Annotated in this window: 9 protein-coding genes; 3 read left to right on the top strand and 6 right to left on the bottom strand. The window is 71.6% G+C overall.

All coding sequences use genetic code 11. From position 1 onward, the window contains the following. Positions 1-7: 7 nt before the first annotated feature. The gene (locus NQO67_RS32560) at positions 8-1618 is read left to right on the top strand and encodes an NCS1 family nucleobase:cation symporter-1 (protein WP_255953957.1); all 1611 of its coding nucleotides are present in this window, start codon (positions 8-10) and stop codon (positions 1616-1618) included. A 310-nt stretch (positions 1619-1928) separates the two neighbouring features. Here the strand turns inward: NQO67_RS32560 and NQO67_RS32555 are convergent, their stop codons facing one another. The 6 genes from NQO67_RS32555 to NQO67_RS32530 all read right to left on the bottom strand — a co-directional run bounded on the left by NQO67_RS32555 (position 1929) and on the right by NQO67_RS32530 (position 10017). Then, positions 1929-3632 carry an FAD-dependent monooxygenase gene (locus NQO67_RS32555; protein WP_255953956.1) on the bottom strand — a complete coding sequence of 568 codons (1704 nt, stop codon included), beginning with the start codon at positions 3630-3632 and terminating at the stop codon, positions 1929-1931. A gap of 157 nt (positions 3633-3789) precedes the next feature. Next, entirely contained in the window at positions 3790-5724 is a 1935-nt protein-coding gene (locus NQO67_RS32550; protein ID WP_255953955.1) for a glycoside hydrolase 5 family protein, read from the bottom strand. A 119-nt stretch (positions 5725-5843) separates the two neighbouring features. Beyond that, positions 5844-6887, bottom strand: a complete 1044-nt coding sequence (locus NQO67_RS32545; protein ID WP_255953954.1) for a LacI family DNA-binding transcriptional regulator — start codon at positions 6885-6887, stop codon at positions 5844-5846. Continuing rightward, positions 6884-7711 (bottom strand): carbohydrate ABC transporter permease, encoded by an 828-nt coding sequence (locus NQO67_RS32540; protein ID WP_255953953.1) that lies wholly within the window; start codon positions 7709-7711, stop codon positions 6884-6886. Before NQO67_RS32540 ends, NQO67_RS32545 begins: the two co-directional genes overlap by 4 nt. Positions 7712-7727: 16 nt before the next feature. Then, on the bottom strand, positions 7728-8666 hold the full coding sequence (locus NQO67_RS32535) for a carbohydrate ABC transporter permease (protein ID WP_255953952.1): 939 nt from the start codon (positions 8664-8666) through the stop codon (positions 7728-7730). Between the two features lie 61 nt (positions 8667-8727). Continuing rightward, positions 8728-10017, bottom strand: a complete 1290-nt coding sequence (locus NQO67_RS32530; RefSeq protein WP_255953951.1) for an ABC transporter substrate-binding protein — start codon at positions 10015-10017, stop codon at positions 8728-8730. 406 nt (positions 10018-10423) lie between these two features. On the opposite strand from NQO67_RS32530, the gene NQO67_RS32525 reads away from it, so the two are divergent. Both NQO67_RS32525 and NQO67_RS32520 read left to right on the top strand, forming a co-directional pair. After that, positions 10424-11692 carry an RICIN domain-containing protein gene (locus tag NQO67_RS32525; protein WP_255953950.1) on the top strand — a complete coding sequence of 423 codons (1269 nt, stop codon included), beginning with the start codon at positions 10424-10426 and terminating at the stop codon, positions 11690-11692. Then, positions 11692-13089, top strand: coding sequence for a lectin (locus NQO67_RS32520; RefSeq protein ID WP_445195110.1), 1398 nt, complete (start codon positions 11692-11694; stop codon positions 13087-13089). Before NQO67_RS32525 ends, NQO67_RS32520 begins: the two co-directional genes overlap by 1 nt. The last annotated feature ends 223 nt before the right edge of the window (positions 13090-13312 follow it).

Raw genomic sequence — 13312 nt, 5'->3', positions numbered from 1 at the left:
TCCGTCCATGACCCATACCGTCCCGCCAGGTCCCCCAGGCCCCCCACGCCCCCTCAGCTCCACCGCATCGATATCGGGCGGCCAGTTCGTCACCGACGACGGCCGCGCAGAACTGCTGCACGGCGCCTTCCCCGAGGAGAGCCGCTTCGCCAACGAGGACCTGCGGCCCATTCCGCTCGCCGACCGCCACTGGGGCACGTACAACTTCACCGCCCTGTGGATCGGCATGGCGCACAACATCCCGTCCTGGACGCTCGCCTCCGGCCTGGTGGCGCTCGGCATGGACTGGAAGCAGGCCGTCTTCACCATCGCACTCGCCAACGTCATCGTGCTGCTGCCGATGCTGCTCACCGGCCACGCCGGGCCCAAGTACGGCATCCCGTTCCCGGTGCTGGCGCGCTCCTCCTTCGGGCTGCGCGGCGCCAACCTGCCGGCGCTGATCCGTGCCGCGGTGGCCTGCGGCTGGTTCGGCATCCAGACCTGGATCGGCGGCCAGGGCATCTACGTGCTGTTCAACAAGGCCTATGGCGGCGACTGGGCACACGCCCGGGAGATCGGCGGCTACCCGTGGACGCTGTGGGCCTGCTTCGTGGTCTTCTGGCTGCTCCAGCTCGCCATCATCCTGCGCGGCATGGAGACGCTGCGCCGGTTCGAGAACTGGGCAGGGCCCTTCGTGCTGGTCGGCGCGCTGGTGCTGTTGTGGTGGATGGCCGACAAGGCGGGCGGCTTCGGGCCGCTGCTCGACCAGCCGTCGCAGCTGGGCTGGGGCGCCGACTTCTGGCCGGTGTTCTTCCCGGCCCTGATGGGCATGATCGGCTTCTGGTCGACGCTGTCGTTGAACATCCCCGACTTCACCCGCTTCGGCAAGGGCCAACGCGCCCAGGTGTGGGGCCAGACGATGGGCCTGCCGACCACCATGACCGCCTTCGCGCTGCTGTCGGTGCTGGTCACCTCGGGCTCCCAGCAGGTCTACGGGGAGCCCATCTGGGAGCCGGTGGACCTCGCCGGCAAGGCGGACAACGTCTTCGGGCTGCTGTTCGCGCTGATCACGGTCCTCATCGCGACCATCTCCACCAACCTCGCGGCGAACGTGGTCTCCCCGGCCTACGACCTGGCCAACCTGGCGCCCAAGCACATCACCTTCCGCGTCGGGGCGGTCATCACCGGCGTCGTGGGCGTGCTGATCTTCCCCTGGAAGCTCATCGCGACGCCCGAGTTCTACATCTTCGTCTGGCTCGGCGTCGTCGGCGGGCTGCTCGGCACCGTCGCCGGCATCCTCATCGCGGACTACTGGTTCGTCCGCCGCACCCACCTCGACCTCGTCGACCTGTACCGCCGCGACGGACGCTACTGGTACGCCGGCGGCTGGAACTGGCGGGCCGTGCTCGCCTTCCTCGTCGGCGGTGCGCTCGCGGTGGGCGGCTCGCACTCCGCCCCCGGCAAGGGCCCGTTCCCCGAGGACGGGCTGATCCCCGTCCTGAAGCCGCTGGCCGACTACGGCTGGGCGGTCGGCCTGGGCTCGGCGCTGGTGCTGTACACACTCCTCATGTCGTCGACGGCCTCGGCCGAGGCACGACGCAGGGCGAGCGAACGCGCGTTGCAGTCCGACGCCGGCTAGGTCCTGTCCGGCGGATCAGGCCGCATGCGGGTGGCGGTCACCTCTCGGCCCAGGTGAGCGGGGTCTGGTGCGTCCAGCTGCAAGGCGGAGGAGGGCGCCGACGCGGCGCGTTGGCAACCGACGACAACGCCGCAGATGGGCGTGCCAGACCCCGCGACCGCGGCAAGATCCGCCGGACAGGACCTGGTGCCGTAGTCGGGAAGGTTCACCGGCCACAGCACCAGGGACCGTCGGCCGTGCGCGCCGCCCACCGCCCGGCCGGGCTCGTGCGGCGTGCCCGGCCGGGGCAGGAGTGGTGCGCACGGCAGGTTCAGGGGCTGGTGGGGAGGGCGGCCGGCTGTTCCGGGCGGGCCAGGGCGCGGGCCAGCGCCCGGTGCAGTTCGGCCTCGGGGTCCAGGCACCGCACGGGTGACGTCCAGGTGACGAAGGCGTCCGGCCGCATCAGCAACGCGCCGCCCTCGTCCAGGCCCAACGCGCCCAGCACCTGCTCACCCTGCGCACGCCCGTCCCTGCTCCCGGCATCCTCGCCCCGACGGCCGGCGGCACCGTGCTGCTCCTCGGCGCCGGGCGCGGCCGTCGCCGGGAGGTGGTGCACGTCGACGTCGACACCGAGGCGGCCGGCCACCACCTCGGCGGCCTTGCCCCAGCGGTCCGCCGCAGGCCCGGCGAGCAGGGCGAAGGTGCGCCCGGCCAGTTCCACGGTGGAGACCGACGCACCGCCGTGCTCCAGCCACGCATGGGGGACGCGGGTACCGGGGCGGCCGCGCGGGGGCCCCGGGACCTCGCACGGCGCGTCGTCGCCGGGCGGGCACGGCGGCAGGGCGGCGGACCGGTAGCGGTAGCCGATCGTCACCGCCAGATGGCTGACCTGGGAGATCCGCTCCCCGGCGGGGGCCTGCGCGGGGGAGTTGTGCTCGACGAAACGGGCGACGGACTGGTCCACGGTGAACGAGGCCACCGGTAGCCGCTCGTCCTGATAGGTGTCCAGCAGCCCGGCACCCGCCCGCCCGTCCAGCACATGGGCCAGCTTCCAGGCCAGGTCGTAGGCGTCCTGGATCCCGGTGTTGGCGCCGAACCCGCCGGCGGGCGGGCAGACGTGGGCGCTGTCCCCGGCCAGGAACACCCGGCCCTGCCGCATGCGGGAGGCGACCCACGCCGACATCGACCAGGCCTGGATGTCCACCACGTCCAGCTCCAGATCGGGCACGCCCACCGCGGTCCGGACCAGTTGCCGGCAGCGCTGCTCGGTGAACTGGTCCGGGCTCTCGCCCGCTTCGGGCCGGTAGGACTTGGTGTACTGCCAGCGCCGCCCGTCGGTGCTCAGCACTCCCTTCGCCTCCGGGTGCTGGACGAAGCACAGGAAGAACTTCCGGCCGCGCAACGGGACGCTCAGATCGGCGTCGAACAGGACGCTGACGTCGTGCTGGAAGGTGCCCACCCCGTGCGTGCCGATGCCCAGCGCCGCCCGCACGGAGCTGTCCGGGCCGTCGGCCCCGATCAGGTAGTCCGCCCGCACCGTCGTGACGGCCCCGTCGCCGAGGTCACGGATCCGCGCGGTGACGCCCGCCCCGTCCTGCTCGAAGTCGACCAGCTCCGTGCCGAACCGTACGTCCGCGCCCAGCTCCACCGCCCGGTCCCGCAGGATCGGCTCCAGCACGTCCTGCGGGCACACCAGGAAACGGCACGGGCTGGCGTCCCCCTGCCCGAAGGTCGGGTCCATCGCGGCCTCCTGCCAGGAGATCTCCGCGCCGGCCAGGGTGTGCACGGTCAACTCGCTGCTGCCGGCCGTGAAGGCGACGCCCGGCGGCCCGCAGCGCCGCACCTCCTGCTCGATGCCGAGCTGCCGCAACAGCTCGGCCGTCCGCATGCTGAAGGCCTTGGCACGCGGATGCACACACGTCTGCTCGCGCCGCTCCACCACCAGCACGGGCACACCACGCCAGGCCAGGAACGCCGCGGCCGACAGACCCACCAGGCTTCCCCCGCACACCAGTACCGGGACCCGCTCCTCCATGTTGCCCTCCGCTTCTCAGAAGTGACTCAAAGTTATAATTTTCAACTCTGGGTATCCGGGAGAAGGGGAGACGCGCCAGGAGAACCAGCCGGCCAGCCGAACGGTCCGGCGGCCCACCCGTGTGCACGGACCGCGGCAGCGGGCCCGCTCAGCGCGGTCAGCGCAGTTCCATCACGCGCACCCCGTACGGGGCGAGCGTCACCTCGTCGGCGGCCGTACCTGAGGTGAGGTCATGCAGGGTGCCGTCGGCGGCGGGGCGCACGGTGATCTCCTCGCCGTGCTGGCTCACCAGCCACACGAAGCGCCGCCCGTCCTCGTGCACCAGGACGTCCGCACCGACGTACGGGCTGTCGACCGTCACGGGGCGCCGGGCGCCGGCGACCCGGGCGAGCGCCGCGTACAGCCGGTGGGTGTCCTCGGGGTTGGCCCGGGCGGTGCGCGCCGCCATGTGCTCCAGGGGGTAGGTGGCCAGCACGGTACGGCCGGACCCGGTCTCGTTGACCAGCAGCGCGGGCCGGTCGTGCGCGTCGACGGCGACCACCCGGGCGCCCTGGGGCACGACGGGCAGATAGGCCCGGCTGTCCGCGTTCCCGGCGACCGGGAAGCGCAGCACGTCCCCCGCCGCCAGCGAGCCGAAGTCCTGCGTGAACGTCATCTCCAGTACCTCGTCCTCGATGGACTCGGCGACCCCGTAGGACAGCTGGTGCGCCACGCCGAAAAGACCGTCCAGGTCGTCGAACCACGGGCCGCGGGTCACCGGGTGCTCGCCGGAGCAGAACGACAGGTAGACCGTGGCGCCCCGGTGGGCCCGGCGCCGGAGCTCGCGCCGGGTGCGGGTGGTGAGCTGGCGGGTGGCCGGCAGCAGGTACAGGGCGGCCTCGTCGGGCAGGCCGTCGGCCTCCCGGGTGAGGCCCACCGGCAGATCGGCGGCGTGGGCCGCCACGTACCCCTGGTGCAGGGACGTGAAGATGAGCGGCCGGTCGGCGGGCCTGCTGTAGGGGTAGCCGCGCTCCAGGAAGGCGGGCACCACCAGCGCGGCGTCCGCGTCGCCGCGGCGGCAGCGCGGGAAGTCGACGGCCTTCAGCACCTCGGCGAACGCGCCGAGCTCCCGCAGCGGCGGCTTCGGGGCACCGGTCGCGTCGGTGATGCCGAAGTGCATCTCGAAGGGATGGTGGTCGTAGGGCGACTGCTCCCACAGGTCGTCGTAGTCGGTGTTGTTCCAGGCCATCCAGCCCGTGGCACCGCCCAGCAGCGAGTTGTGCAGGGTCTGCCGGTAGTACACCGCGGCGTTCTCGTCGGACACCATGTCCGTGGACAGGCCGAACTCCTCCAGGACGACGGGTGCCCCGGTGACGGCCGCCAGCTCGCACTCGAAGGCGGCGCGGTAGTGCTGGCGCGGCCGGTCGGTGTCCGAGCGGTAGACGTGCGGTCCGACGAAGTCGACGTACTCGGCGGTCTCGCGCAGCGAGTAGCCGTTGTCGCGGCCGGTGACCTCGATGCCCCACGCGCCGTCACCGAGCGAGACCGGCTGGGTGCCGCCGGCGGCCCGCACGGCGTTGCACATGGCCTGCGCCCAGGCCGTGACGACCTCGCTGGAGGGCGGGTCGACCTGGTAGACGCGGCCGTAGCCGGGCATCTCGTTGGAGATCAGCCAGCCGGTCACCGCGGGGTGGTCCTTGAATCGGCGGGTCATCTGGGAGACGAACCACGCCTGCCGGCCCACCAGCCACACGTCCTCGTACAGGTCGCGGCCGCCGCGCCAGGCCGGGTCCCAGTTCTCCCCGGACATGTGGCCGACGAGGAAGGTGGGCACGGTGGCCATGCCCGCCTCGGCATGGGCGTCGAGGAAGTCGTGGAAGTGCCCGCACAGGGTCTCGTCGACGCGGTGCGGCTCGGGGTGGAAGTCCGGCCAGTAGAAGAACGACCGGGTCATCGTCAGACCGTGCGCGCGCAGCACGGCCAGTTCCTCGCGTACCGTCGCCGGGTCGTAGCCGCGCCACATCAGGGGCCCGCCGGTGCGGGACCAGAAGTTGGCGCCGAGCCAGGGCAGGACGGCTGGGTCGTGGGTGAGCTGGGCGCTGTGGCGTCGCATGGTGTCGTTCTCCGGTCGTGCGGTTCGGTGCGCACCTCGGTGCGCTGCCCGTCCCGGTCGTTTCCGGGGCGGGTGGCCGTGGGGGAGGGCAGGGGCGCGTGGTGGGCGTCGTGGTGGGGTCAGTCGGGTGCCGGGCCGGTGGACTCGCCTTCCACCAGCCGTGGCCGGCCGTCGAGGACCAGCTCCTCGACGGCCTCGCCGCAGCGGGCCAGCAGCAGCCGGGCGGCGGCCGCGCCGACCTGCTGCACCTGCTGGTCGACGGTGGCCAGCCGGGGGTGCAGCCAGCGGCCGAGCGGCAGGTTGTCGTAGCCGACCACCGACAGGTCGGCGGGGACCCGCAGCCCGCGGCGCTGGGCGGCGCCGACGCCGCACACCGCCATCGAGTCGTTGGCGTACATGATCGCCGTGGGTCGGTCGGCGGCGTCGAGCAGCGCCCCGGTCGTGGCGAGGGCCGCCCGCTCGGTGAAGTCGGTGTGCAGCACGGCGAAGGGCCGCAGGTGCGCCGCCCGCAGCGCCGACTCGAACGCGCCGAGCCGCAGCCGGGTGTGCTGCAACTCGGCGGGCCCGGCCACATAGGCGATGCGCCGGTGGCCGTGGTCCAGCAGATGCCGGACCGCTTCCTGCACTCCGGCGCCCTGCTGCCCGAGGCCGACGCGTGGCACGGCGGCGGTGGGGTCGGGTGCGCCGAGCAGGACCGCGGGCAGGCCCAGGCGGGCCAGCAGGGCGGGGCGGGTGTCGTCGGTGCGTGCGTCGGTGAGGACGGCGCCGTCGACGCGGCCCTCGGCGGCGAACCGCTCGTACAGCACGTTCTCCTCCTGGACGCCGGCGACCAGGTGCAGCAGCAGGCCGTAGCCCAGGGGGGCCAGTTCGCCCTCGATACCGGTGATCAGCTCGCTGAAGTGCGGGTCGGCGCCGAGCACGTCGGTGGGCCGGCGCACCACCAGGGCGAGGGTGCGGGTGCGGGCGCTGCGCAGTGCCGCGGCGGGCCCGTTCGGGGCCCAGCCCAGCTCGAGGGCGGCTTCCAGGATGCGCCGCCTGGTGGGCTCCGACAGCCGGCCCTTGTGGTTGAACGCCTGGGACACGGCCGCCGTCGACACCCCGGCGGCGGCCGCCACCTCCTTGATGGTGGGCCGCCGGGCCGGCTTCGGTGGGGACGCGCTCACATCTTCACCGCGCCGCTGACGAGCGCCTGCTGCATCCGCTTCTGGAGCACCGTGTAGACCACCCACACGGGTACGAGGGTCAGCACGGTGCCGGCGGTGAGCACGCCGTAGTCGGTACCGGTGATGGCCTTCAGGGTGGGCAGGGCCACCTGCACGGTGCGCTGGGCGGGGTCGGGGCCGATGATGACCAGCGAGTACAGGTACTCGTTCCAGAAGGTCAGGAAGTTCAGCAGCAGCACCGTGGCGATACCGGGCAGGCACATCGGCGTGTGGACGTGCCGCAGCACGGCGTAGGTGGACGCGCCGTCCATGCGGGCCGCCTCCTCCATCTCGCGCGGGACGGTCCGCATGAACTGCACCAGGATCACCACCGACAGCGGCATCGCCGTCGCGGGCAGGAAGAGCATCATGAAGGTGCGGGTGTGGAACAGACCGGTCGCCGCGGCCAGCAGGAAGGTCGGGAAGAGCGCCGCGAAGGTGGGGATCAGGAATCCCAGCGCGAAGACCTTCTCCAGCGCCGCGGCCCACCGCCCCGTCGACCGGGCGAGCGCGAACGCCGCCGGCAGCGCGAGCAGCAGCGTCAGCGCCAGGGACACCACCGTCACCAGCGCCGAGTTGACGACGGCGAGGCCCAGGTCGGCGCTGGTGAACGCGGTCTCGAAGTTGCCGAGGCGAAGGGAGTGCGGCAGCGCGAAGGGGTGGCCGAAGATCTCTTCGTTGGTCTTGAACGCGGACGCGACGAAGTAGTAGAGCGGCACGACCAACAGCACCGCGTAGAGCCACACCAGCAGGTGCGCGGGCAGCCAGCGCTTGCTGAACTTCATGTGGTCCGCTCCGATCTCAGTAGGTTTGGCGGAACGCGCGGCGGATGGCGAGCAGCCCGGCGAGCCCGACCAGGAAGAGGAGCACGCCGACGGTCTGGCTGTAGCCGAGGTCGGCCGCGATGAAGGCCTTCTGGTACACGAGGAAGGACAGCGTGGTGGACGAGGTGCCGGGGCCGCCCTGGGTGAGCAGCAGCACGTGCTGGGCGGAGCCGAACAGCGTCCACAGGAACTGGAGCATGGTGACGACGCCGGTGTAGTCGCGTATCACCGGCCAGTGGATGCGCCACATGGTCCGCCAGTGCCCGGCACCGTCCAGCTGGGCCGCCTCGCCGAGCTCGTCCGGGACGCTCCCCAGCCGGGCGGCGAACAGCACCGCGGTGAACCCGATCCCGCTCCAGACGTCCAACGCGATCAGGCACGCCAGGGCCGTCGACGGCGAGGCGAGCCAGGCGTCGGTGAGCGAGCCGAGGCCCGCCGACTTCAGCGCGCCGTTGACGAGCCCGTCCGGGGACAGCGCCGCGTAGAACACCATCGCCTTGGCCGGGGTCGAGATCAGGCCGGGGACGAAGAGCAGATAGCGGATGATCCGGTGGCCGGGCGGCCGCTGCGCGACGTAGTAGCCCAGCATGTAGGCGCACCCGATCATGATCGGCAGTGCCACGACCAGCTGGACGGCGGTGTTGCGCACCGCGTCCCAGAAGACCGGGTCGGCCAGCACCGTGCGCACGTTGCCGAGCCCGGCGAAGGACACCGGCTGGAGCATGCCCGGCCAGCGCAGCGCGGCGACCACGAAGATGGCGACCAGCGGGCCGATCATGAAGACCAGGTACCAGACCAGGGCGGGCACCGCGAGGATCGTGCCGCCCTGCCGGCGCGGTCCGCGACCGGCGCCGGGCAGGGGCGCGCCGGGCGGGCGGACCGCGGTGTGGTCCGGCAGCGGCGTCAACGTCGTCATGAGGGGGCTCCCGTGGGCTGGGGCTCTTCGAGTTGAGGTTCGAGGCGAGGGGGAAGGCGGTTCACGCCGAGCGGTAGGCGGCTTCGAGCGCGGCGCGCACCTTGGCGGCGCCGACCCCGCGGGTGAAGGAGGTGCTGGTGGCGGTGATCAGCGGCTGGGACGCGGTGGGCGGGACGTACACGTCCGGCAGCAGCACCTGGCTCACGCCGGACCCCAGCCGTTGGGCGGCGCCGACGAGCGGGAAGCGGGTGCTGAGGGCGTCGGAGCGCAGCGCCATGTCGCGGCCGCTCTCCCGGATGAACCGCGCGACCGTGTCGGGGCGGTACATGAAGCGCAGGAACCTCTCGACGTGGTCGATCTTCCTGGTGCCGTTCGGGCTGATCCAGAATCCGATCAGGGTGTAGGCCCGCAGGATGGTGGGCCTGTCGTGCACGGCGCCGTCGGCCAGCGGCCAGCCGCCCACCTCGGTGTGCCGCCCCACCTTCTCCGGCACCTGCGCAAGCGCCGACGACATCGCCGACTCGACGGCCGCCGCACCCGTGTTGAACTGGGTGTTCATCGAGTCCGACGTCAGTCCCTGCGCCTTGTCGGAGAACACCCCCGCGTCCCGCAGCGTCACGAAGTAGTCGATGCCCTCCCGCACGCCCCTGCTGCCGAAGTCCCCGGTGGCGTAGGCATGCCGGGCCTCCTCCTCGGTCAGGAAGGTCTGGATGATCTGGGCGAGCAGCTTCTGCCCGGTCCAGTCGTTGCCGCCGACCGTCACGGGCGCGATCCCCTTGGCGCGCAGCTTGCGGGCGGCGCCGATCAACTCGTCCCCGGTGGTGGGGATCCGGTCGACGCCGGCGCGCTCCAGCAGGGCATGGTTGTAGGCGACGGGCCAGTTGGTGGCGAAGTAGGGGAAGGCCCTCAGCCGGCCCTTGTCGTCGGTCCAGTCGCGGAGCGCGGCGGGCAGCACGCGCTCGCGCAGCCCCCAGGCGTCCAGGTAGTGCTCGACGTCGACGGTGGCGCCGACCTCCGTCCACGCCAGCGTCTTGTCGTAGAGGTTCACCATGACGACGTCGGCCTCCTTGCGGGCCAGCCGCGAGGTCTCGTAGACCTGCGCGAGGTCGTCGCCGTTGATGAGGTTCTTGACGGTGATCCCCGGATGCTCCTCGTGGAACCGCTGCACGGCCGCGAGATAGCTCGGCGAGCCGGTGGCGGTGGTGCCGAGTTGGGTGTGCACGACGAGGGTGTCGGGATCGGAGTCCGCCGCTGCCAGCGCGGAGCAGCCGGACAGGGCAGGCAGAGCGGCAGCGGCGGTGAGGCCGGTACCGGCGGCGAACAGGCCGCGCCGAGTCAGCGGTGCGCGCACGACGGGGTGCCTCCAACCAGGCGGTTAACGAGTGGTTAATCGATGTACCTCGGAAGGTGCGAGGAATGTAGGAGGCGCATCGCGTCCGGTCAACCCCTTGACGACCACCTGCTTGGCACCGTTGGGTGCCCGTCCGGAGGGTCGAGTCTGGCGAAAAGTGGTCAACCTTCCGGACCTCTGGGGGAATTGGTCCAGACGTATACCTTGACGGCCCCTTGAGGGGGGCCTTAAATCAACGCTTGAAGTAAGTAGCGTCACATGTTCTCCGCGCGGCTCTCACGCATGGCTCGCACCGTGGCTGCCGCCTGCCCGCTTGCGCATGTCATGGGCATGATCAGCCTCGAAGCCTCGGCCATGACCAGAGTCACCGGCCATGCCCCTCTCACCGAAAGCGATGTGATGCCCCATGCGTCTTCCCCTCAGACGCAGGCTGCTCGTCTGGGCCGCCGCCGCGCTGTGCGCCTCCGGCGCCCTGATCCCGGCCGCAGCGGCGGCCGACCGGGCCACCGCGGCGCCCTCCGCCGCCGAGACCGCCGCGCCGGCCCTCCAGGCCACGTTCACCGAGGACTTCGACGGGTCGGCCGGGTCCGCCGTCAACAGCGGCCGCTGGCAGTTGGAGACCGGTGACAACAGCGGCAACAACCACGAGCGGCAGTACTACACCGCAGGCAACGCCAACGCCGCGCTGGACGGCCAGGGCCACCTGGTCATCACCGCGCGCAAGGAGAACCCGAACAACTACCAGTGCTGGTACGGCAGCTGCCAGTACACCTCGGCCCGGATGAACACCTCCGGCAAGTTCAGCGCCCAGTACGGGCACGTCGAGACGCGGATGAAGATTCCGCGGGGCCAGGGCATGTGGCCGGCGTTCTGGATGCTCGGCACCGACATCGGCAGCGTCGGCTGGCCGAACTCGGGCGAGATCGACATCATGGAGAACATCGGCAAGGAGCCGTCCACGGTGCATGGCACCATCCACGGCCCCGGCTACTCCGGCGCCAACGGCATCGGCGCCGGATACACCCTGCCCGGCGGTGCGGCCTTCGCCGACGCCTTCCACACCTTCGCCGTCGACTGGTCGCCCAACACGATCAAGTGGTCGGTGGACGGCAACGTCTACGAGACCCGCACCTCGGCCGACGTCGGCAGCAACCAGTGGGTGTTCAACAAGCCGTTCTTCATCATCCTGAACCTCGCGGTCGGCGGTGACTGGCCCGGCGACCCGGACGGCAGCACCTCCTTCCCGCAGCAGCTCGTCGTCGACTACGTGCATGTCTCCGAGAGCTCCTCGGGTGGTGGCGGTGGGTCCATCACCGGCCTCGGCGGCAAGTGCGTGGACGTGGCGAGCGCGAGCTCGGCGAACGGCACCCCGGTCCAGCTCTACGACTGCAACGGCACCGCGGCCCAGCAGTGGAGCGTGAACGGTGACTCCCTGCGGGCCCTCGGCAAGTGCCTGGACGTGACCAGCGGCAGTACCGCCGACGGCGCCAAGGTGCAGCTGTGGGACTGCAACGGCACCGGCGCCCAGAGGTGGACCTACAACGCGTCCACCCACGACATCGTCAACCTCCAGGCCAACAAGTGTCTCGACGTGACCGACAACAACTCGGCGAACGGCACCCGGTTGCAGATCTGGACCTGCACCGGCGGCTCCAACCAGAAGTGGACGATGTGATGAGAGCGCCCCGCACCGGATTCCTCAGACGCTCGGGCAGCAGATCCGTACGCCTGCTGCCGCTGCTCGTGGCGCCGCTGCTCGCCCTGGGCATGATCCAGGCACCCACCGCCTCCGCGGACACCGGCACCATCACCGGCCTCGCCGGCAAGTGCGTGGACGTGGCGGCCGCGAGCTCGGCGAACGGCGCCGCGGTCCAGCTCTACGACTGCAACGGCACCGCCGCCCAGCAGTGGTCGGTGAACTCCGACGGCACCATCCGCGCCCTCGGCAAGTGCCTCGACGTGGTCGACAACGGCACCGCCGATGGCGCCAAGGTGCAGCTGTGGGACTGCACCGGCGGCGCCAACCAGAAGTGGAACGCGAACGCGGCCCACGACATCGTCAACACCCAGGCCGACAAGTGCCTGGACGTGACCGACGGCAACTCGGCGAACGGCACCCGGTTGCAGATCTGGACCTGCACCGGTGCCTCCAACCAGAAGTGGACCGCGCCCGCCACCGGCGGTGGCAGCACCCCGGGCACCGGCGCCATGGCCGTCGCGCCCTACCTCTACGAGGGCTGGGGCAGCCCGCCGAACCCCGGCACCGTCATGAGCGCCACCGGCGTCAAGTGGTTCACCCTCGCCTTCGTGCTCAGCAACGGCTACTGCAACCCCCAGTGGGACGGCGGCCGGGCGCTGACCGGGGGAGTGGACCAGCAGACCATCAACACCGTGCGCGGCGCCGGCGGTGACGTCGTCGCGTCCTTCGGCGGCTGGAGCGGCAACAAGCTGGAGAGCTCCTGCTCCAGCGCGAGCGAGCTGGCCGCGGCCTACCAGAAGGTGATCAACGCCTACGGGCTGAAGGCCATCGACATCGACATCGAGGCCGACGCCTACAGCGACGGCGCCACCCAGCAGCGCACCGTGGACGCCCTGAAGACGATCAAGGCCAACAACCCGGGCATCAAGGTGTTCGTCACCTTCGGCACCGGCCAGAGCGGCCCGGACACCAGCCTGATCAACCGGGGCGCGCAGTCCGGCCTGACCGTCGACGGCTGGACGATCATGCCGTTCGACTTCGGCGGCGCCGGCCAGAACATGGGCCAGCTCACCAAGCAGGCGGCGGACGGCCTGAAGAACGCCCTCAAGAACGCGTACGGCTACAGCGACGACGAGGCGTACCGGCACAGCGGCATCTCGTCCATGAACGGGGTCACCGACAACAGCGAGACCGTCACGGTGTCCGACTTCCAGACCATCCTCGGCTACGCCCAGCAGCACCACCTCGCGCGGCTGACCTTCTGGTCGGTCAACCGTGACCGCCCCTGCACGGGCGGCGGTGCCGACACCTGCTCCGGCGTCAGCCAGAGCAACTGGGACTTCACCCGGGTCTTCGCCCAGTACGGCGGGTGACGGCCGCGCGGTGTACGGGGTGGCGCGGTCACCCCGTACACCGGCGCCGAGTGAAGATCGCCGGGCGCCGGGCGAGCAGTGTTCGCCGGCGCCCGGCGCCCGCCGGTGCACCCGGGGCCGTCCGGCGTGGTTGGGCGGCGTGCTGCGGGGTAGTCGGGAGGCGCCCACGAAGGGCGCCGGCCGCGGTACGCCGGTCGCGGCGCGGCCGTGGGCCGCGGTCAGG

This window comes from Streptomyces odontomachi, assembly GCF_024435355.1.
Lineage (GTDB): Bacteria > Actinomycetota > Actinomycetes > Streptomycetales > Streptomycetaceae > Streptomyces > Streptomyces odontomachi.
This window is presented reverse-complemented; position numbering and strand designations above follow the sequence as displayed.